21 protein-coding genes are annotated in these 20,044 nt (G+C 73.1%); 13 read left to right on the top strand and 8 right to left on the bottom strand.

Going from position 1 to position 20,044, the window contains the following annotated elements; all coding sequences use genetic code 11:
* The first annotated feature begins 161 nt into the window (after window positions 1-161).
* The 3 genes from mshA (at window position 162) to H1A17_RS14925 (ending at window position 2,919) form a co-directional block, all read left to right on the top strand.
* On the top strand, window positions 162-1,526 hold the full coding sequence (gene mshA, locus H1A17_RS14935; protein WP_145921845.1) for a D-inositol-3-phosphate glycosyltransferase: 1,365 nt from the start codon (window positions 162-164) through the stop codon (window positions 1,524-1,526).
* Window positions 1,527-1,586: 60 nt separating this feature from the next.
* On the top strand, window positions 1,587-2,102 hold the full coding sequence (locus H1A17_RS14930; protein ID WP_088646095.1) for a YbjN domain-containing protein: 516 nt from the start codon (window positions 1,587-1,589) through the stop codon (window positions 2,100-2,102).
* A gap of 76 nt (window positions 2,103-2,178) precedes the next feature.
* A complete protein-coding gene (locus tag H1A17_RS14925; RefSeq protein ID WP_194822126.1) occupies window positions 2,179-2,919 on the top strand; it encodes a hypothetical protein in 741 nt (246 codons plus the stop codon).
* 1,093 nt (window positions 2,920-4,012) lie between these two features.
* Here the strand turns inward: H1A17_RS14925 and H1A17_RS14920 are convergent.
* On the bottom strand, window positions 4,013-5,359 hold the full coding sequence (locus H1A17_RS14920; protein ID WP_194822125.1) for an MFS transporter: 1,347 nt from the start codon (window positions 5,357-5,359) through the stop codon (window positions 4,013-4,015).
* 151 nt (window positions 5,360-5,510) lie between these two features.
* Between H1A17_RS14920 and H1A17_RS14915 the strand changes: the two genes are divergently transcribed.
* The gene (locus tag H1A17_RS14915) at window positions 5,511-6,278 is read left to right on the top strand and encodes a phosphoglyceromutase (protein WP_145921842.1); all 768 of its coding nucleotides are present in this window, start codon (window positions 5,511-5,513) and stop codon (window positions 6,276-6,278) included.
* A 58-nt stretch (window positions 6,279-6,336) separates the two neighbouring features.
* Here the strand turns inward: H1A17_RS14915 and phoU are convergent, their stop codons facing one another.
* A complete protein-coding gene (phoU, locus tag H1A17_RS14910) occupies window positions 6,337-6,990 on the bottom strand; it encodes a phosphate signaling complex protein PhoU (protein ID WP_145921841.1) in 654 nt (217 codons plus the stop codon).
* Between the two features lie 211 nt (window positions 6,991-7,201).
* Between phoU and H1A17_RS14905 the strand changes: the two genes are divergently transcribed.
* Together H1A17_RS14905 and H1A17_RS14900 are read left to right on the top strand one after the other, a co-directional pair.
* Window positions 7,202-8,512 carry a cell wall metabolism sensor histidine kinase WalK gene (locus H1A17_RS14905; protein ID WP_145921840.1) on the top strand — a complete coding sequence of 437 codons (1,311 nt, stop codon included), beginning with the start codon at window positions 7,202-7,204 and terminating at the stop codon, window positions 8,510-8,512.
* The gene (locus H1A17_RS14900) at window positions 8,509-9,192 is read left to right on the top strand and encodes a response regulator transcription factor (protein ID WP_194822124.1); all 684 of its coding nucleotides are present in this window, start codon (window positions 8,509-8,511) and stop codon (window positions 9,190-9,192) included. Before H1A17_RS14905 ends, H1A17_RS14900 begins: the two co-directional genes overlap by 4 nt.
* Window positions 9,193-9,210: 18 nt before the next feature.
* Here H1A17_RS14900 and H1A17_RS14895 read toward each other — a convergent pair whose 3' ends face one another.
* Window positions 9,211-10,023: a hypothetical protein gene (locus tag H1A17_RS14895; RefSeq protein ID WP_194822123.1), complete on the bottom strand. Its 813-nt coding sequence runs from the start codon at window positions 10,021-10,023 to the stop codon at window positions 9,211-9,213.
* A 73-nt stretch (window positions 10,024-10,096) separates the two neighbouring features.
* Here H1A17_RS14895 and H1A17_RS14890 point away from each other — a divergent pair, with 73 nt between their 5' ends.
* Both H1A17_RS14890 and H1A17_RS14885 read left to right on the top strand, forming a co-directional pair.
* Window positions 10,097-11,041 (top strand): Ppx/GppA phosphatase family protein, encoded by a 945-nt coding sequence (locus tag H1A17_RS14890; RefSeq protein ID WP_194822122.1) that lies wholly within the window; start codon window positions 10,097-10,099, stop codon window positions 11,039-11,041.
* Window positions 11,042-11,117: 76 nt separating this feature from the next.
* Entirely contained in the window at window positions 11,118-11,924 is an 807-nt protein-coding gene (locus H1A17_RS14885) for a sugar phosphate isomerase/epimerase (protein ID WP_194822121.1), read from the top strand.
* Between the two features lie 155 nt (window positions 11,925-12,079).
* On the opposite strand, the gene H1A17_RS14880 is transcribed toward H1A17_RS14885, so the two are convergent.
* The 3 genes from H1A17_RS14880 to H1A17_RS14870 are packed head-to-tail and all read right to left on the bottom strand — an operon-like array spanning window position 12,080 to window position 14,098.
* On the bottom strand, window positions 12,080-12,628 hold the full coding sequence (locus H1A17_RS14880; protein ID WP_194822120.1) for a CGNR zinc finger domain-containing protein: 549 nt from the start codon (window positions 12,626-12,628) through the stop codon (window positions 12,080-12,082).
* A gap of 19 nt (window positions 12,629-12,647) precedes the next feature.
* On the bottom strand, window positions 12,648-13,814 hold the full coding sequence (locus H1A17_RS14875) for a glutathionylspermidine synthase family protein (RefSeq protein ID WP_194822119.1): 1,167 nt from the start codon (window positions 13,812-13,814) through the stop codon (window positions 12,648-12,650).
* Between the two features lie 2 nt (window positions 13,815-13,816).
* Window positions 13,817-14,098, bottom strand: coding sequence for a hypothetical protein (locus tag H1A17_RS14870; protein ID WP_232377627.1), 282 nt, complete (start codon window positions 14,096-14,098; stop codon window positions 13,817-13,819).
* Window positions 14,099-14,212: 114 nt separating this feature from the next.
* Between H1A17_RS14870 and H1A17_RS14865 the strand changes: the two genes are divergently transcribed.
* The 5 genes from H1A17_RS14865 to H1A17_RS14845 all read left to right on the top strand — a co-directional run bounded on the left by H1A17_RS14865 (window position 14,213) and on the right by H1A17_RS14845 (window position 18,032).
* On the top strand, window positions 14,213-15,133 hold the full coding sequence (locus H1A17_RS14865; protein ID WP_145921837.1) for a proline dehydrogenase family protein: 921 nt from the start codon (window positions 14,213-14,215) through the stop codon (window positions 15,131-15,133).
* Between the two features lie 190 nt (window positions 15,134-15,323).
* A complete protein-coding gene (locus H1A17_RS14860) occupies window positions 15,324-15,536 on the top strand; it encodes a helix-turn-helix domain-containing protein (RefSeq protein WP_088646105.1) in 213 nt (70 codons plus the stop codon).
* 206 nt (window positions 15,537-15,742) lie between these two features.
* A complete protein-coding gene (locus tag H1A17_RS14855) occupies window positions 15,743-15,844 on the top strand; it encodes a 30S ribosomal protein bS22 (protein WP_007465623.1) in 102 nt (33 codons plus the stop codon).
* A 119-nt stretch (window positions 15,845-15,963) separates the two neighbouring features.
* On the top strand, window positions 15,964-17,037 hold the full coding sequence (locus H1A17_RS14850) for an NAD-dependent epimerase/dehydratase family protein (RefSeq protein WP_194822118.1): 1,074 nt from the start codon (window positions 15,964-15,966) through the stop codon (window positions 17,035-17,037).
* Between the two features lie 140 nt (window positions 17,038-17,177).
* On the top strand, window positions 17,178-18,032 hold the full coding sequence (locus H1A17_RS14845) for a lysophospholipid acyltransferase family protein (RefSeq protein ID WP_145923063.1): 855 nt from the start codon (window positions 17,178-17,180) through the stop codon (window positions 18,030-18,032).
* Window positions 18,033-18,083: 51 nt separating this feature from the next.
* On the opposite strand, the gene H1A17_RS14840 is transcribed toward H1A17_RS14845, so the two are convergent.
* Both H1A17_RS14840 and H1A17_RS14835 read right to left on the bottom strand, forming a co-directional pair.
* The gene (locus tag H1A17_RS14840; RefSeq protein WP_145921835.1) at window positions 18,084-18,953 is read right to left on the bottom strand and encodes an HAD family phosphatase; all 870 of its coding nucleotides are present in this window, start codon (window positions 18,951-18,953) and stop codon (window positions 18,084-18,086) included.
* 105 nt (window positions 18,954-19,058) lie between these two features.
* A complete protein-coding gene (locus tag H1A17_RS14835) occupies window positions 19,059-19,922 on the bottom strand; it encodes a DUF5667 domain-containing protein (protein WP_145921834.1) in 864 nt (287 codons plus the stop codon).
* Between the last annotated feature and the right edge of the window lie 122 nt (window positions 19,923-20,044).

Here is a 20,044-nt window from a genome sequence, read left to right as displayed (position 1 = left end):
GCGTGGCCGGCCGCCCCGGGCCCCGTGATGAGGTCCGTCACGCCCACGGCCCGGGGCGAGGCATTTCCGAAGCCCGATGGGGAAGATTGCATCCGGCGTGAAGGTTGACCGAGGAGCGCCGGTCGTGCGGGACGGCATCAACCGTGACAGAGGGAGCGGACGTGGCGGATCAGCACACCGGTGTCGGTCGTCAGCGAGGTGCCCTGCCGTGGCCCCGGCCCCGCCGGATCGCCACCCTGTCGGTGCACACCTCACCGTTGCACCAGCCGGGCACCGGCGACGCGGGCGGCATGAACGTCTACATCCTGGAGGTCGCCCGTCGGCTCGCCGAGGCGAACGTCGAGGTGGAGATCTTCACCCGGGCCACCTCCGGTGACCTGCCCCCGGTGGTGGAGATGGCCCCCGGGGTGCACGTCCGGCACGTCACCTCCGGCCCGCTGGAGGGGCTGACCAAGGAGGAGCTGCCCGGCCAGCTCTGTGCCTTCACCGCCGGGGTGCTGCGCGCCGAGGCAGCCCGCCCGCCCGGCCACTACGACCTGATCCACTCGCACTACTGGCTCTCCGGTCAGGTCGGCTGGCTGGCCAAGGAGCGCTGGGGGGTGCCGTTGGTGCACACCGCGCACACCCTGGCGAAGGTGAAGAACGCCCAGCTCGCCGCCGGTGACCGGCCGGAGCCGAAGGCCCGGGTGATCGGCGAGGAACAGGTGGTCGCCGAATCCGACCGGCTGGTCGCGAACACCCGGGCGGAGGCCACCGACCTGGTCGACAGGTACGCCGCCGACCCGGCCCGGGTGGTGGTCGTCGAGCCGGGGGTGGATCTGGCGCGGTTCCGGCCCGCCGTCGGGGACCGGGAGGTCGCCACCCGCGCCGCCCGTCGCCGGCTGGGCCTGCCAACCGACGGGTACGTCGTCGCGTTCGTCGGCCGGATCCAGCCGTTGAAGGCCCCCGACGTGCTGGTCCGCGCGGTCGCCGCGTTGCGGGAACGCGACCCGGCCCTCGCCGACCAGGTGACCGTGGTGATCTGCGGCGGCCCGAGCGGCAGCGGCCTGGACCGGCCCACCTCGCTGATCGAGCTGGCCGGTTCGTTGGGGGTCGCCGACCGGGTGCGTTTCCTGCCGCCGCGCACCGGTGACGACCTGCCCGCCCTCTACCGGGCGGCCGACCTGGTGGCGGTGCCCTCGCACAACGAGTCGTTCGGGCTGGTGGCCCTGGAGGCGCAGGCCTGCGGCACGCCGGTGGTCGCCGCCGCCGTGGGTGGCCTGGTGACCGCCGTCCGGGACCAGGCCAGCGGCGTGCTCGTGCACGGCCACGACCCGACCGACTGGGCCCGTACGCTGGCCCGGCTGCTGCCCGACCGGGCCGGTCGGGAGGCGCTGGGTCGGGGGGCCGCCCGGCACGCCCGGAGCTTCTCCTGGGAACGCACCGTCTCCGGGCTGCTCGCCGTCTACGGCGAGGCGGTCACCGGGCACCGGGAGCGGTTGGCGGCCCGGCTGGCCGACGGTCCGGCGCTCACCGGTTCCTGGTGACCGGGCGCCCCGCCCGGCGTCGTCGGGTGGGGCGGCCACGGCGGCCGTAGAGTGGGTCCGATGAGCGCGAAGAGCGAGCTGGCGGCCCTGATCGAGGCGGTCTGCACCGAACGGGAGCTGGACTGGGAAGCCACCGGTGAGGGCTCGTACGCGGTCACCCTGCCCGGCACCCACAAGCTCAAGACGATCTGCAACCTGATAGTCGGCGAGCACGCGCTGCGGGTCGAGGCGTTCGTGATGCGCCAGCCCGACGAGCGGCGCGAGGAGCTGTGGGCGTGGCTGCTGCAACGCAACGCCCGGATGTACGGTGTCGCGTTCTCGATCGACGCGGTCGGCGACGTCTACCTCACCGGGCGGGTCAATCCGTCGGCCGTCGACGCCGACGAGCTGGACCGGTTGCTCGGCGCGGTGCTCAGCTACGCCGACGAGTCCTTCGACACGATGCTGGAGATCGGGTTCGGCAGTTCCATCCGCCGGGAGTGGGAGTGGCGGGTCAAGCGGGGCGAGTCGACCGCGAACCTCGCCGCCTTCGCCCATCTGTTCACTCCGTCCGCCGGAGGTTCGGACCGGTCCTGACGGGTATGCCGCAGCGCTGCGGCGCGGCAGTGTGGGACCCGCCGCAGGCCGAGGACGGACTGTCGAGGAGCGTGTCATGGCTCAGCGGAACAGCTCAGGTCGCGGCGCGACGGCGACCAGGACCACGCGTCAGGCCGGCAACCGGACCCCGAACACGCCGGGCATCTCCGAGTCGGAGATCTCCCGGATGAGGGTCGACGACATCCGGGGTCAACTGCGCCGGCGGGGGGTCTCCGGGATCTCCGCGTTGCGCAAGCCGGAACTGGTGAAGGCGCTCGCGCGGACGTTGCGCGCGGAGGGCCGGGCCGGCGGTGCCGCCCGTCGCAGCACCGGCCCGTCGGGCCGGGCGCCGGCCCGCAGGAGCACGGCCGGGGCCGCGAAGGCGAAGGCCACCCCGTCGCGTACGCGGGCGAAGGCGACGCCGGCGAGGGCCACCCGCGCGACGGGCGTGCGCACGGGGCGGTCCACCTCCCGTTCGGTGCGCTCCGCGCAGCTCATCACGTCTCCGGCGGACCGTCCGGAACGTCCCGGGCGCAGCCTGGTGACCACCAACCACCAGGTGATCCGGAACTGGGCCGCGGCCCGGGGGGCCAAGCCGGCGACCATCGCCGGCACCGAGCGCAACGGCCGGCCGGGGGTGCTCACCTTCGACATCCCGGGTTACCGGGAGAGCCGTCGGCTGCGCGTGGTGAGCTGGGACGACTGGTTCCGGACGTTCGACTCCCGCAAGCTGAACCTGATCTTCCAGGAGCAGTTGCGGGACGGCCGACCGAGCAACTTCTTCCGCACCGAGTCACCCGATCGGGAAGACGGCTGAGACGTTTGGCGGAATGGCTGCCGGGTAGCCGCGTGTTGGCAGTCACGGAGCCCGGAAACAGCGGCACCGAGCGGGGACGGTCGGTGTTGTGACCGGCGAGACAGTGCTCGAAGGTTGAATCCGGAATCCGGGCGAACTAACTTTATTGCACCGCGTCACGCTCGGAAACGTTCGGGGGAGCGGCGGATCGATCAGATCCGTGCACCGAGCGAGACGCACATCGGGTGGAGCACGCCGTTGGGGGACGGCGCCACCCGGGAACCGGCGGCGCGAGCGGGCGACGCTTACGGGGGTGAGGGTCGCCCGCCGCCGCCGGGCAGGCGGTACGAGCGCCCACCGCGACCATCGGTCGTCGGTGGGCGCTCTGCCGTTCCCCGGCTTCTTGCGGACTTTTCGGCCCTGTTCGGCCGATCCGGAAGGCTCGCCCCGAACGTCACGGTGTCGCGGCACGTGGTGGAAGCAACCCCGGCCCGGAGGTCGGGTGGCCCGTGCGCGTCCTTTCGAGCTGATGTCGTCAACGATTCAGGCGACCGGCAACATTCGACCGGCGACCGGCGACCGGCGACAGCGCCAAGGCCCTCGCCGAGGGGCTGTTGCGCCGTCGGGTCGACCAGCGGGTTGATCACGGTGCGGTCGAGACAGCGCCAAGGCTCTCGCCGAGGGGCTGTTGCGCCGGGTCGGCACCGCAGGTGGCAGGCGGCGGTCGGTAGGCCGGGCGGCACCTGCGCCGAGGCCGACGCCGAGTGGAGTCGTTCACGTCATCAGGTCTAAAGGACGCGCCAGGTGTATGCCCGCTCCCCAACTGCGCGATGACCCACGGCGCTTTCAGATCGCCGGGTTCCGGTGAATCGGGTGCCCGGCGGCGGGGGTCGGCCGGGCAGTGGTGCGGCCGGGCAGTGGTGCGGCCGGGCCGGGGCAGTGGTCGGGCGGGCTTCGGCCGGGGCAGCCGTCGGGCGGGGTTCGGCCGGGGCAGCCGTCGGGCGGGCTTCGGCCGGGTGGTGGTCGGGCGGGGTCCGGCCGGGCGGGTGGGAGGGCCGGTGGGGCGGCCCAGGGGCTTGGGACGTGGGTCGGGCGGTGCGGGCGGTGGGCGTACTCAGGCGGGGGTACGGGCCGTGACCGGCTCGGCGGGTGCGGTCGCGGCGGCCTCGGCCGACTGCGGGGCCGGCAGCTGGACGGCCGTGACCGGCGCGACGGGGACCTCGGGACGGCGCAGGTGGGCCGCCCGGCGTTCCCGGGCCGGCCCGGAGAGCAGGTGGGCCAGCGCGGTCGCCGCGCCGATCGCGGCGCAGCCCAGCCAGAGCGCGCCGTTGCCGGCGTGTTCGCGCACCAGCCCACCGAGGACCGGGGCGACCGCCCCGGCCACCTGCCAGGACAGCGAGAACACCCCCTGATACCGGCCGCGCAGCTCGGCCGGGGAGAGTTCGGCGATCAGGGTGGCGTTGGACGGCGAGTTGAGCATCTCACCGAGCGTCCAGATCAGCACGGTGAGCCCGAAGAACCAGGCGGCGTCGGCGAACGCGGTCAGCCCGAAGCCGACCCCCATCACCATCGAGGCGAGGGCGAGCACGTGCGACCGGCTCCGTCCCCGGATCAGTCGGGGGACGAAGAGTTGCCCCGCCACGATCAGCACCCCGTTGAGCGCGATCACCGAGCCGTATGTGGCGGGGGAGAGGCCGGCGTCGCCCATCGCGATCGGCAGCATCGAGATGTGCTGGAGGAAGACCAGCGCGCCGAACAGGTTGAGCACGACGAAGGTCAGGAACACCCGGTCGGCGGCGATGGTGCGCAGCGCGCCGGCCCGGGGCGGCTTACCGGCCCGGCCGGGTGCGCCCTTGGCGACGACGGCCGTCGGGCGGCGGGTCTCGCCGACCTTGACGAAGATGATCAGCGCGGTGACCAGGGTGGTGGCCGCGTCGACCACGAACAGCAGCAGGTAGCCGGCCTCGGCGGCGAGGCCGGCGAGCACGGCGGCGCAGGCGAAGCCCAGGTTGATCGCCCAGTAGTTGAGCGAGAACGCCCGCAACCGGTCCCGCTCCGGCACCACGTCGATCATCATGGCCCCGAAGGCCGGCCGGGCGGCCTCGGCGAACATGCCGAGCAGCAGCGCGCCCACCGCCACCGCCCAGAGCGGCCGGGCGAAGCCGAGCGTCAGCATCATGGTGGCCGCGCCCAGGTGGGCGGTGAGCAGGGTGGGCCGTCGCCCCCACCGGTCGACCAGGGTGCCGCCCACGGTGGTGCCGACCGCGCCGCCGACCCCCCACAGGCCCATCACCAGGCCGGCCTGGGCGGCGGAGAAGTGGCGGGCCTGGGTCAGGTAGATGGCGAGGAAGATCAGTACGAACGAGCCGAGCCGGTTGACCAGGGTGCCCGTCCAGAGGTACCAGAACGTCCTCGGTAACCCACCGGTGGTCTCCCGGAACCAACCCCGTACCGTCCGCACGCCCGCGCCCCCGCTCAGGTAATGACCGCTGTCCTTGAAGCGCCTTACAACCTAGTTCCGGGCCCGGACCCCGGTCACTCGTTTTTCCACGTGGTGGTCGTCACCACCACTGCCCGCGTGTCCCCGCGCGCCGTGCGGCAGGATGATCGGCATGACTGCGAGCGAGGGGCCCACCGTCGGGACGCTGGTCCTGCTGCGGCACGGCGAGAGCGATTGGAACGCGAAGAACCTCTTCACCGGCTGGGTCGACGTCGACCTGACGGCCAAGGGTGAGGCGGAGGCGCGCCGTGGCGGCGAGCTGCTGCGTGAGCACGGCCTGCTGCCGGACGTGGTGCACACCAGCGTGATGCGCCGGGCGATCCGCACCGCCGAGCTGGCGCTGAACGCCGCCGACCGGCACTGGATCGCGGTGCGCCGGTCGTGGCGGCTCAACGAGCGGCACTACGGCGCCCTACAGGGCAAGAACAAGAAGCAGACCCTGGACGAGTACGGCGAGGAGCAGTTCATGCTCTGGCGTCGCTCGTACGACACGCCACCGCCGCCGATCGCCGACGACGACGAGTTCTCCCAGGTCGGTGACCCGCGCTACGCGCTGCTGCCGACCGAGCTGATGCCGCGTACCGAGTGCCTCAAGGACGTGGTGCACCGGATGCTGCCGTACTGGTACGACTCGATCGTGCCGGACATCCTCGCCGGCCGCACGGTCCTGGTGGCGGCGCACGGCAACTCGCTGCGCGCCCTGGTCAAGCACCTCGATCAGATCTCCGACGAGGCGATCGCCAAGCTGAACATCCCGACCGGCATCCCGCTGCGCTACGACCTCGACCCGCAGCTGCGTCCGCTCGCCCTGGGCGGGACGTACCTCGACCCGGCCGCCGCCAAGGAGGCCGCCGCCGCGGTCGCCAACCAGGGCCGCTGAGCTGACGGAGGGCTCCCGGGCCGGCGACCTCCGCCGGCCCGGGAGCCCCCGCCCGGGATCAGCTCGTGGTGGGGGCGGTCTCCCCGGTGATCAGGTAGACCACCCGCTCGCCGGCGTTGACCGCGTGGTCGGCGAACCGCTCGTAGAACCGGCCGAGCAGGGTGGCGTCGATGGCCGTCTCCACCCCGTACGGCCACTCGTCGCCGAGCAGCATGCCGAACAGGCTCTTGTGCAGGTCGTCCATGACGTCGTCGTCGCGGTCCAACTCGGCGGCGATGTCGGCGTCGGGGGTGGCCAGCACCTTGCCGATCTTCTCGGCCATCCGGTCGGCGACCGAGGCCATGTCGGTGAAGACCGGGCGCAGCTCGGCCGGCACCGCCGGGGACGGGTGCCGGCGCAGCGCGGTCTTCGCCACATGGTCGGCCAGGTCGCCCATCCGCTCCAGGTCGGCCGCGACGTGCAGTGCGGTGATCATCGCGCGCAGGTCGGAGGCGACCGGCGCCTGCCGGGCGAGCAGGTCGCAGACCCGCTCCTCGACGTGCTGGTAGAGGTCGTCGATCTCGGCGTCCCGCGCGATCACGGCCTCGGACGCCTCGCGGTCGGCGGTCAGCAGGCCGCGGGTGGCCTGGCGCATCGCGGCGCGTACGCCGTCGGCCATGTCCACCAGCAGTTGGCTGACGATCTGCAGGTCGGCCCGGAACTCGTCGCGCATCGTCACTTCCTGGGGTCGGTGCCGCCGGTGGTCGGAGGGACCGCCGGCGTACGGGTCGAGCAGGTGCGGGACCCACCGTAGGCGGGGGCGACGGACCCGAGATGAACCCGGATGAACGACGCGGGGCCCGGGAGTGAATTTCTGCCAAAGCGAGTGTGGTTCGTCCTGTTATGGGCGATAGCCAGGTTAACAATGACCCTACGATCGCCGGGTGGAATGGGCGGTGGCGATCGTGGTGGCCCTGGTGACCGGACTGGTCGCCGGGCTGCTGCTGGCGCGCCCCGTCCGTGACTGGCGACGCCGCGCGGCGTCGTCCGGGGGCGAGGGCCCCCACGGGGACCTGGGGAGGCGTGCGATTCCCGACGACCAGTCCGGCGGGCTGACCGGGCTCGGCCGCAAGACCATCGACTCGCTGCGCGCCGGTGTCGTGGTGCTCGGCCCGGACGACGTTCCGGTGCTGGTGAACCCGGCCGCACGGGCGATGGGACTGCTCCGTACCGGCGCCACCCCCGGCTCCATCGCGGCCCACCCGCTGATCCGTACCCTCGCCGGGCAGGTCCGGCGGACCGGGGTGCGGCGCGAGATCGAGCTCGACCTGCCCCGTGGCCGCGACAACGCCGGGGAGAACCCGCTCGGCGTGCACCTGCGGGCGATGGGCATCGGCGGCGGGTACATCGCCGTCGAAGCCGCCGACGTCACCGAATCGCACCGGCTGGCCCGGGTCCGGCGGGACTTCGTGGCCAACGTCAGCCACGAGCTGAAGACCCCGATCGGTGCGCTGCAACTGCTCGCCGAGGCGCTCGTCGACGCCACCGAGCCGGCCGACGGGGCACCGGACCTCTCCGAGGACATGCTGGCCGCCCGCCGGTTCGCCGAACGCATCCAGCACGAGTCGACCCGGCTCGGGAGGCTGGTGCAGGAGCTGCTGGAGCTGACCCGGCTCCAGGGCGCCGAGCCGCAACCCGCGCCGGAACCCGTCGCGGTCGACTGGGTGATCGCCGAGGTGCTCGACCGCACCCGCACCTCGGCCACCGCCCGCCGGGTCCAGGTGGTCACCGAAGGGCAGCGGGGCCTGACCGCGTACGGCAGCGACAGCCAACTCGCCACCGCCGTGTCCAACCTGGTGGAGAACGCCATCACCTACTCCGGCGAGGACACCACCGTGCGGGTCGTCACCCGGGCCGACGACGACCACGTCACGGTCTCCGTCACCGACCAGGGCATCGGCATCGCCCCCACCGACGTCGACCGGATCTTCGAACGGTTCTACCGGGCCGACCAGGCCCGGTCCCGCGCCACCGGTGGCACCGGCCTCGGCCTGGCCATCGTCAAACACATCGCCAGCAACCATGGCGGCCGGGTGGAGGTGGCGAGCACCCTGGGTGGGGGGTCGACATTCACCCTCCGGCTACCCGCCAGCCCACCGGACGCCCTGGAGTCGCTACTGCCGTCCGCTGGTATCGAGCCCGGCCCGACCGACCCTGCGCCGGGCCTGACCGTAGGAAAGGAAACACCCCGTTGAGCCGCGTACTGGTGGTCGAGGACGAGGAGTCGTTCTCCGACGCCCTGTCGTACATGCTCCGCAAGGAGGGTTTCGAGGTCTCCGTCGCCGCGACGGGCACCTCCGCCCTCACCGAGTTCGACCGGACCGGCGCGGACATCGTGCTGCTCGACCTGATGCTCCCGGAGATGTCCGGGACGGAGGTCTGCCGGCAGCTGCGGCAGCGCTCGCACGTGCCGATCATCATGGTGACCGCCCGGGACAGCGAGATCGACAAGGTGGTCGGGCTGGAGATCGGCGCCGACGACTACGTCACCAAGCCGTACTCGCCCCGGGAGCTGGTGGCCCGGATCCGGGCGGTGCTGCGCCGGCAGAGCCCCGAGGTGACCGAGTCGGGCGCGCCGACGCTGGCCGCCGGCCCGGTCCGGATGGACATCGAACGGCACGTGGTGACCGTCGACGGGGCCGCCGTGCAGCTCCCGCTCAAGGAGTTCGAGCTGCTGGAGCTGCTGCTGCGCAACGCCGGCCGGGTGCTCACCCGGGGGCAGCTCATCGACCGGGTCTGGGGTGCCGACTACGTCGGGGACACCAAGACCCTCGACGTGCACGTCAAGCGGCTGCGTTCCAAGATCGAACCGGAGCCGTCCGCGCCCCGGTTCATCGTCACCGTGCGCGGGCTGGGCTACAAGTTCGAGTCGTAGGCCGGCGGCGCACGGCGTTCACCCCTGCGGGCTGGCCGGGTGCGGGGCGATCTGACCCTGGCCCAGCCGGGCCGCGCACAGCTCGGCCAGCCGCGCGTACGCGGGCGCACCGATCAGCGCGGTCAGCTCCGGGCCGTACGACAGGTACATCGGCTCGGTGCCGACGTGCGCGTCGGTCGATGAGGTGCACCACCAGTCCAGGTCGTGCCCGCCGGAGCCCCAGCCCCGCCTGTCGAACTCGGCGAGCGTCGACACCAGCACCTTCGTGTCGTCGGGGCGGGTGGTCCACTCCTGGTCCCGGCGGATCGGCAACTGCCAGCAGACGTCCGGCTTGTACTCCAGCGGGTGCACGCCGTCGCGCAGTGCCTGGCCGTGCAGCGCGCAGCCGCCCCCGCCGGGGAAGTCGGCGTCGTTGAGGAACACGCACGGGGCGTCCTCGCCCCGGGTGGCCGTCCGCCGGGCCGGGTTCTTGCCGTCGATCGTGTCGGTCGCGGTCCAGTTCTTCGTACCCTTGCGGAAGTGCTGCCAGGTCTGCGGGGTGAGCCGCTTGACGGCCGCCCGGACCCGCTTCTTGTCGTCGGTGTCGGTGAAGAACGCGCCGTGCGAGCAGCACCCGTCGGCGGCCCGCCCGGCGACGATCCCGTGGCAGCCCCGGCCGAAGACGCACGTCCAGCGGGACAGCAGCCAGGTGAGGTCGGCGCGCACCAGGTGCCGCTCGTCGGCCGGGTCGACGAACTCGATCCACTCCCGGGGGAAGTCCAGCCCGACCTCCCGGCTGCGCGGGTCGTCGGGGCCGTCCACCAGCACGTGCAGCTCCACCTGGCTCGTCACCCGGCCCAGCGTACGCGTGAGTGAACCGGCCGGCCGGCGTGCCGTCGAAACGTGGTGGCCCTAGGGTCTTCCCATGCGGCTGGGTGTGCTCGACGTCGGTTCCAACACGGTGCATCTGCTTCTGGTCGACGCCCACCACGGCGCGCACCCGTGGGCCGCGCACTCCGAGAAGGTGGTGCTGCGGCTGGCCGAGCAGATCGGCCCCGACGGTGAGCTCACCCGGGCCGGCGCCGACGGGCTGGTCGAAGCGGTCGGGGCGGCCCGCGCGGCGGCCACCTCGCTGGCCGCCGATGACCTGCTCGCCTTCGCGACCAGCGCGGTACGCGACGCCACCAACGCGGCCGAGGTGCTGACCCGGGTCCGCGAGGAGACCGGGGTACGGCTGGAGGTGCTCTCCGGCGCGGACGAGGCACGGGCCACGTTCCTCGCGGTCCGGCGCTGGTTCGGCTGGTCGGCGGGGCGGCTGCTGGCGATGGACATCGGCGGCGGCTCGCTGGAGCTGGCCGCCGGCATCGACGAGGACCCGGAGGTGGCAGTGTCGCTGCCGCTGGGCGCCGGCCGGTTGAGCCGGGAACGGCTGCACGTCGACCCGGCCGGGTCGACCCCGCCGACCGCCGAGGCGGTGGAGGAACTGCGGGAGTACGTCGACGCGCAGCTCGACCCGGTGGTGGAGAAACTGGCCGGGGTGGGCTGGGAGCGGCCGGTCGCCACCTCGAAGACCTTCCGGACGCTGGCCCGGCTGACCGGGGCGGCCCCCTCCTCGGCGGGCCTGTGGGCGCGGCGCAGCCTGACCCGCACGGGGCTGCGGCAGGTGCTGGGGTTCGTCCGGCACATCCCGCCGGCCCAGCTGCCCGAGCTGGAAGGGGTGAGCGCCGGCCGGGCGCACCAGCTGCTGGCCGGGGCGGTGGTGGCCGAGGCGGTGCTGCGCCGGCTCGACGTGCCGGCGGTGGACATCTGCCCGTGGGCACTGCGTGAGGGCGTCATCCTCAGACGGTTGGATCAGCTCGAACCGATGTGACGTACGCCGGTCGTTGCGCGGCTTTTGCCGCTGCTCGTCCGGAACTGCGGTGGCGGACCCGGTTACCCTCGGGGATGTGACTTCCCGCGTCCCGGTGCTCCTGTCCAGTTCCTCGGTCTTTCCTGAGCGGACTGCGGCGGCGTTCCAGCTCGCCGCGGCACTCGGCTACGACGGGGTCGAGGTGATGGTCTGGACCGACGCCGTCAGCCAGGACGCCGGGGCGCTGCGCGGCCTCGCCAAGCACTACGGCGTCCCGGTGCTGTCGGTGCACGCCCCCTGCCTGCTGGTCACCCAGCGGGTGTGGAGCCCCGACCCGTGGGAGCGGCTGCGGCGAGCCGCCGAGCTGGCCGACACGCTGGAGGCGCCCACGGTGGTGGTGCACCCGCCGTTCACCTGGCAGCGCGACTACGCCCGCAACTTCGCCGACGGGCTGCGCACCGTCGCCGACCGGTTCACCGGGCTGCACTTCGCGGTGGAGAACATGTACCCGGTGCGGATGGCCGGCCGGCAGTTCGTGCCGTACGTGCCCGGCTGGGACCCGACCGAGGTCGGCTATCCCGCGTACACCCTCGACCTGTCGCACTGCGCCGCGTCGCACAGCGACCCGCTGGCGATGGCCGACCGGATGGGCGCCGGCCTGGCCCACGTCCACCTCGGCGACGGCACCGGCGAGGGCCGCGACGAGCACCTGGTGCCCGGCCGGGGCACCCAGCCCTGCGCCGAACTGCTGCGTTCCCTGGCCGGACGCGGCTTCACCGGTTCCGTCGCCGTCGAGGTCACCACCCGGGGCGCCAAGAGCCGCGCCGTCCGCGAGGCCGACCTCCGCGAATCCCTCGCCTTCGCCCGAGCCCACCTAACCGCCCCCACCCCCCTCAACGCCTAACCCCCACCCCACGCCTCCCCTCCCCGCGCGCCCGGCCACGCCGCCTCGCCCCGGTGATCAAGAGGTTTGCGTCATGTCCGGGCGTGAATCTGACGCAAACCTCTTGATCAACTGACGTAAACCTCTTGATCACCGAGGCGGCGGGGTGGGAGAGGTCAGGGGACCGGGGTGAGGGTGGGTTGTTCGGCGGCGCGTTTGCGGGCGCGGTGGGCGGCCACGTGCGAGCGGGTGGCGCAGCGCTCCGAGCAGAACCGACGGCAGCAATTCGACGAGGTGTCCAGGTAGACGTTGCCGCAACGCTCGTCGGCGCAGACCCCGAACCGGGCGCTGCCGTACTCGCAGAGCCACACCGACAGGCCCCACGCCGCGCCGGCCAGGTATTCGGCGCTGACCGACGCGCCCCGGCTGGTCACGTGCATGTGCCAGTCGCTGGAGTCGTGGCCGGAGATGCGCGGCTGCACCGGGAACGCCTCCAGCAGGGCGTTCAGCTCGGCCACCGCCTGGGCGTCGCGCCCCGAGGTGCCGTAATCGAAGACGTCGCGCAACCGCTTCTGCGCCCGTCGGAAGACCGCCAGGTCCCGGTCGGCCACCTCGTCGCGCATCCACGCGTTCTCGTCCGGAATGAGGGCCCGCAGGTCGTCGAGGTCGTCCAGGTGGGCGTTGACGAGGTCAACCCCGGTCCTGGCGTACGCGTCGAAGTTCACCCGACCAACGGTAGACGACTCACGCGGCACGCGGCGCGTCGATGTAGTGCGGCAGGAAGCGCGCGTAACCGTCGGTGATCAGACTTTCGCTCTCCCGGATGCCGACGCCGGCGGACTCGCCGTCGACGATCCAGCTGCCCAGCACCATCCGACCCCCGTCGAACTGCGGCAACGGCCGGAACTCCTGATAGCAGAAACCCTCGTCGCCATAGATCCCGGGATTGCTGATCTCCGTGTCGCCGGTCACGATGCGTACCGAACCGCCCTCCCGGCCGAGCAGCGGCTTCGCCACGTACTCCGGCATCCCGCGCGGCGAGTCCAGGTACGCCGGCAGCAGCAACTCGTGCCCGGGGAACAGCTCCCAGAGCACGGCCAGCAGCGCCTTGTTCGACAGCAGCAGCTTCCAGGCCGGTTCGATCCAGGTGGTCGGGGTGCCCGGCTCCAGCGCCGGCCGGCCGTACGGCTCGGCCAGCATCCACTCCCACGGGTAGAGCTTGAAACAGGTGGTGACCGGCCGGTCGGCGGCGTCGACGAAACGCCGGCCGTCCCAGCCGAGGTGCTGGATCGGCAGCAGGGTCACGTCCAGCCCGGCCTGCCGGGCCGTCTCGGCCAGGTAGCCGGCGGTGATCTGGTCCTCGCCGGACTCCTCCTCGTTGGACCAGCACACGTGCACCCGCCGGTCGTGCAGCCCGGCCCCGATCTTGGCCCACGCCCCGACCAGCCGTTCGTGCAGGCTGTTCCACTGGTCGGCGTCGGGCCGGGTGTCCTCCAGCCAGTACCACTGCACGATGCTCGCCTCGACCAGGGCGGTCGGGGTGTCGGCGTTGTACTCCAGCAGCTTCGGCGGCCACGAGCCGTCGTAGGCGAGGTCGAACCGGCCGTACAGGGTGGGTGGGCGCTCGTGCAGCGACCGGGCGACCGCCTGCGCCGCCCAGCCGGGGATGCCGAACTCGGCGTACCGGTTGCGGGCCACCACGTGCTCGGCGGCGGCCACCGACATCCGGTGCAGTTCCTCGGTCGCCTCCTCCAGCCGCAGCACCTCGTCGAGGTCGAAGGCGTACGCGGCGGACTCGTCCCAGTACGACATGATCTCGCCGTCGGGCAGCTCGGTGTCGACGTAGACCAGGCCCTGGGTGCGGATCACCGCGTCGGAGTCCGGGCGGGGGGTGACCCGCTCCCGGCGCACCGTCAGCCGCCGCAGGAGGCGAGATGGGTGCCGAAACCGCCGCGCTCCGGCAGCGCGCCGGCCACCGGGTCGGGCGCGGCGGCCCGGGGGTCGATGCCGACGGTCGGCACCTGCATGGCCAGTGCCACGGTGTCCCCGCCACCGACCGGCCCGAGGGCGCAGTCGTCATCGTCGTCGTCGGAGGTGAGGTTGCAGCCGGAGAGGGCGAGTGCCAGCGCGGTGAGCGCGCCGAGCTGCACGGAGGCCGACCGCAGCCGGCGGCGGGGGTGTCGTTCCACGTTCATGGTTGTAACTGATCCACGCCAGCGGCGCGTCCCCTGACCGGCCCTCCGCCGTGGCCGGAACCGGTCCGCCCCGCCGCCGGGCGCGGCCGTACGGTCGGGCGTTACGCTCGGCTCATGCTCCGTTCCGTCATCCTCGCCGCCTCCCGGTCATCCCAGGTCGAGCGGCTCGTCGCGACGGCCCCGTTCACCCGGGACGTCGTCCGCCGGTTCGTCGCCGGCACCGGCACCGACGACGCGTTGCGCGCCACCCGCGAACTCGTCGCCGACGGCCTCCGGGTCACCCTCGACAATCTCGGCGAGGACACCGTCACCGCAGAGCAGGCCACCGCCACCCGGGACGAGTACCTCACCCTGCTGCGGGCGCTCGACGCCGCCGGGCTCACCCCGGCCGCCGAGGTGAGCGTGAAGCTCTCCGCCCTCGGCCAGCGCTTCGACGAGCAGTTGGCCTACGACAACGTGCGGGCGATCTGCGTGGCGGCCGACCAGGCGGGCACCACCGTCACCCTGGACATGGAGGACCACACCACCACCGACTCGACCCTCGACGTGCTGCTCAAGCTGCGTAAGGACCACCCGTCGACCGGGGCGGTGCTCCAGGCGTACCTGCGGCGCACCGAGTCCGACTGCCGGGAGCTGGCCGGCGCCGGGTCGCGGGTCCGGTTGTGCAAGGGCGCGTACGCCGAGCCGGAGTCGGTGGCGTACCAGTCGGCCCGCGAGGTGGACAAGTCGTACGTGCGCTGCCTCAACGTGCTGATGTCCGGGGCGGGCTACCCGATGCTCGCCACCCACGACCCGCGCCTGATCGCCATCGGCGAGGACCGGGCCCGCTGGTTCGACCGGGGGCCCGGCGAGTTCGAGTTCCAGATGCTGTACGGCATCCGCCCCGAGGAGCAGGCCCGGTTGGCCGGCGAGGGTTACACGGTGCGCACCTACCTGCCGTACGGGGAGGACTGGTACGGCTACCTGATGCGCCGGCTCGCCGAGCGTCCCGCGAACCTGGTCTTCTTCGGTCGGGCCCTGGCCTCGAAGAAGTAGGCCACCGGGGTCGACCCGGGGAACACCAGGTCACGACCGGGTGAACGCCGCCTCCGGCGCGATCAGTTGTGGGAAGGGATCGCGCAGGTCACAGCCGTCCCGCTACCGTACTGGTAACACGCGCGTTGCCGGCCCGTTCGGGAGCTCCGTCGGGTGGCGCGCGCCGGGCATGGGATGGGTCGGGTGAGCCATGGCCGGGTCGCAGTCCTCCGACGGTCGGCTGTCGGACGTCAGGTTCCTCACGGTCGCCGAGGTCGCCTCGGTGATGCGGGTCTCCAAGATGACGGTCTACCGCCTGGTGCACAGCGGTGAACTCACCGCCGTACGGGTGGGCCGGTCGTTCCGGGTGCCCGAGCACGCGGTGCACGACTATCTGCGGGGAGCTTTCCAGGAGACCGCCTGACCCCGCCGATCGCGACGTAACGGGCATCGACGGGGGCGCGTTGGTCCTGCTGACGCTCTCCGGCTACCCTGGAGCCCGATCTGACCGTGCGCCGGTGCGCCCCGACGCCACCAGGCTGGTCCAGGTCCGTTGTCCGTAAGCGGCCACCGGCGTCACCATCTCGACGCCGAGGGTCCGTCCCGAACGTTGCATTGAAAGGCTGTCGTATGGGCTCGGTGGTCAAGAAGCGCCGCAAGCGCATGGCTAAGAAGAAGCACCGCAAGCTGCTGCGCAAGACCCGCGTCCAGCGTCGCCGTCTCGGCAAGTGACCGACGCCGGGTCACCCCCGGCGTCCGGCTCCACTTGCCATCTGTCGACCCCCGGAGGCTCAGGTGATCAGGCCGCGGACATCCCGGCTCGATCTCGCCTGCCGGTCAGGGCGTGCGCGATGACCCCCGGTGGCACCCCAGGTGCTCCGGGGGTCGTCGTCGTGACCGGGGTCGGTCGCTACCTCGGCGCGCACGTCGCCGCCCGGCTCGCCGCCGACCCCCGGATCGAACGGGTGATCGGCATCGACCCGGCCACCCCCGGCCCCGAGTTCGCCGGCCTGCTCGACCGGGTGGAACGCATCCGGTTGGACCTCGACTCGCTCGGCGGGCTGCTGGCCGACCTCGACGTCGCCGCCGTGGTCCACCTCGCCCTGGTCACCGCCCCCGACCCGCAGCACGGCGGCCGGGCGGCGATGAAGGAACAGAACGTCATCGGCACCATGCAACTGCTCGCCGCCTGCCAGCGGGCGCCCCGGCTGCGCAAGCTGGTGGTCCGGTCGTCGACCGCCGCCTACGGCGCGTCCTTCCGCGACCCGGCGGTCTTCACCGAGGAGACCGAGCCCCGTGAGGTGCCGCGCGGCGGTTTCGGCCGCGACATCCTCGACATCGAGGGGTACGTGCGCGGCTTCCGCCGCCGCCGGCCCGACGTGACCGCGACGGTGCTGCGGTTCGCCCCGTTCATCGGCTCCACCGCCGACACCACGCTCACCCGCTACTTCTCCCAGCCGGTGGTGCCCACCGTCTTCGGCCGTGACCCCCGGCTCCAGTTCGTGCACTTCGACGACGCCCTCGAAGTGCTGCACCGGTCCGTCGCCGAGGACCATCCGGGGACGTACAACGTGGCCGGGCCGGGGGTGCTCTCGCTGTCCCAGGCGATCCGCCGGGCCGGCCGGGTGGCCGTGCCGGTGTGGGAGCCGGGGCTGTCCGGGGCCGCCGCGATCGCCCGGAACCTCGGCTTCGGCCGCTACGGCCTCGACCAGGTCGACCTGATCGTGCACGGCCGGGTGGTCGACACCCGTCGGTTGACCCGGGAGTACGGCTTCACCCCGCGCACCACGGCGGCGGCGTTCGACGACTTCATCCGGGCCCACCACGGCGGTGTCGTGGTCACCCCCGACCGGCTCGCCGCCGCCGAGCAGGTGGTGCTGGAGAGCATCCGGCAGGTCCGCTCCGCCGTCCGGGAACGTACGTGACCGCGCAGAACGGCCACCGTCGGCTCACCACGTCACCCGCCCCCGCCTCGCGCAACGGGTCGGGCCCCGACCCGGCCGTCGCCGCCCCGGCACGGTCCACCCCGGCCGCCGCCGGTCCGGCCGGTGCGGACGCCCCGGGGGTGGAGCGGCCCGGTGACCAGTGGGACCGTCGGGTCGCCTCCGGGCTGGCGTTCCTGCGCCGCCGCCTGTCCGGCCAGTACGAGGTGGACGAGTTCGGTTTCGACCCGGAGCTGACCGGGGCGGTCTTCCACCCGCTGCTGCGGCTGCTCTACCGTGACTGGTTCCGTACCGAGGTCACCGGCCTGGAGCACGTGCCCGCCGACGGTGCCGGCCTGGTGGTCGGCAACCACTCCGGCACGGTGGCCCTGGACGCGTTGATCCTCTCCGCGGCCCTGCACGACCGGCATCCCGCCCACCGCTACCTGCGGTTGCTCGGCGCGGACCTGGTCTTCCGGATGCCGGTGGTCTCCGAGCTGGCCCGCAAGACCGGCGGTACGGTCGCCTGCAACCCGGACGCCGAGCGGCTGCTCGGCAACGGAGAGCTGGTGGGCGTCTTCCCCGAGGGGTTCAAGGGCGTCGGCAAGCTCTACTCCGACCGCTACAAGCTGCAACGCTTCGGCCGGGGCGGCTTCGTCTCGGCGGCGCTGCGTACCGGCACCCCGATCGTCCCGGTCGCCATCGTCGGCGGCGAGGAGATCTATCCGATGCTGGCCGACATCAAGCCGCTGGCCCGGCTGCTCAAGCTGCCCTACTTCCCGGTCACCCCGACGTTCCCGTGGCTGGGGCCGCTGGGCATGGTGCCGCTGCCGAGCAAGTGGTTGATCGAGTTCTGCCCGCCGATCCCGACCGCCCACCTGACCGACTCGGCCGACGACCCGCTTGTCGTGTTCAACCTCGCCGACCAGGTCCGGGAAACCATCCAGCAGACCCTGCACCAGCTGCTGGAACGCCGGCCCGACCCGTTCGGCCCCTGAACCCACGGCTGCGGACGCCCGGCCCCGGCGCGGTGGTGCCGGTGGCCGGGGTCAGGCCGGGCGGCGGCGTCGGTGCAGCGCCCGACCGGCGGAGACCGCGCCGGCCAGCAACCCGAGCGCGGCGGTCGACGGTACGGCGATCCGCGCGGCCCGACGACCGGTGCGGAAGTCCCGCACCTCCCAGCCCCGTTCCCGGGCCACCCGCAGCAACGCGCCGTCCGGGTTGACCGCCACCGCGCGTCCCACCGTGGTGAGCATCGGCAGGTCGTTGCGGGAGTCGCTGTAGGCGGTGCAGCGGGGAAGGTCGAGCCCCTCGACGGTGGCGAGCTGGGTGACCGCCTCGGCCTTGGCCGGCCCGTGCATCAGCTCGCCCACCAGCCGCCCGGTGTAGGCCCCGTCGACCACCTCGGCGACGGTGCCGATCGCGCCGGTCAGGCCGAGCCGGGCGGCGATCACCCGGCCGATCTCCACGGGCGCGGCGCTGACCAGCCAGACCCGCTGCCCGGCGTCGAGGTGCCGTTGGGCGAGCCGACGCGTGCCGGCCCAGATCCGGGGCGCCATCAACTCGTCGAAGATCTCCTCGGCGAGCCGTTCGACGTCACCGACCCGCCAGCCCTCGACGAAGGCGAGGGCGGCCTGCCGGGCCTGCGACATGTCACCGGCGTGCTCGGTGGCCAGCACCCGGTACCGGGCCTGCCGCCAGGCGAACCGGGCCAGGTCGCCGGTGGTGAAGTAGCGGCGGGCGGCGAGCCCCCGGGCGAACCAGTAGATCGACGCGCCGCGCATCATCGTGTTGTCGACGTCGAAGAACGCGGCGGCACGGGAGTGGGTCGGCGTGGTCCCGGTGGCCGTCGCCTCGGCCCAGCCGGTGGTGTGTCCGTGGGCGTCGGTGCTGACCGTGACCCTGCGGGTGCCGGCCATGGCGCCTCCCTCCGACGAGCGGGCCCTGCATGATCGAGCCTAGTCCGGTGCGGACCGTGGCCGACCGGCCGGCGCGGGAACTGTGGCGTGCGGCTCCGTCGCCGGTCAGCGGTCGGTCGGGCAGGTGCCGGGCACCGGGCCGAGGGCGTCGCTGCCGACCGGGGTGGGCAGTGCGCAGGCGAGCGCGGTGCGCAGCGCGTCGGAGCGCCGGCGGATGGCGTCGAGCAGGGCGAGGGACTGCCGGGTGCGGTCCCGCTCGGCGGAGCCGGCCCCGTCGAGCAGGCCGCCGACCGCCCGGCGCTGCCCGCTGACGAAGGTGTTCACCGCGTCCAGCGCCGTCGGATCGCCGTGCTGCACCGCACCGCCGGTGAGCAGTCGTACGCCCTGGCGGGTGTCGGCGTCCATGTCGTCGAGGACCGCGCCGAAGCCGGTCGCGTCGTCGCGGAGCGTGGCCGCCTCGTCGAGCCGGGTCCGGGCGAAGTCGAGGAAGAGCTGCCCCCGGCTGACGTCCGAGCTGGCCAGGGCGAGCTGGGCGCGTTCGGTGGAGCGCTTCATGCCGTACAGGGCGTCACCCGGCACCGCGTTCTCGCTGGCGGCCGAGATGCCGGAGACGGCGACCGCCCCGGCCGCGATGCCGACCAGGATGGCGCCCCGGGCCCGGGCCCGTCGGGCGGTCGCCCCGCCCAGCAGGGAGCCCCGGCCGGTGGCCTGCGACGTGCCGTCGGTCACCGGCTCGGCGGCGTGCCCACGTTCGGCGGCGGCCACCAGCATGGCCCGCAGGCCGGCGCGGAACTCGACGTCCACCTGGATGTCGGGTCGTTCGGCGACGATTCGCTGCCCGACCGCCACGAGCCTGGTGAGCTGGTCGTCGGCGCGGGACCGGACGTGGTGGCGTCGGCCGCCGTTGGCCTCGTCGAGAAGCTGGGCGAAGCGTACGGCCCGACGACGGGAGAAAAGGTCGCTGTCCACCGCAGGCACCCCCTCTCGCTGGTCACGGCCGGTCGGCCGCGGTGGTTCCACGCGACCGGCGGCGGCGTGCACCGTCGTACCAGGGTCGTGGTCGGCGGCGCTGCTCCGGACCGGGACGGGTC

The organism is Micromonospora sp. S-DT3-3-22, assembly GCF_015354745.1.
Lineage (GTDB): Bacteria > Actinomycetota > Actinomycetes > Mycobacteriales > Micromonosporaceae > Micromonospora > Micromonospora wenchangensis.
The sequence above is the reverse complement of the archived record's forward strand: the minus strand, read 5'-3'. Positions and strand labels throughout refer to the sequence as shown.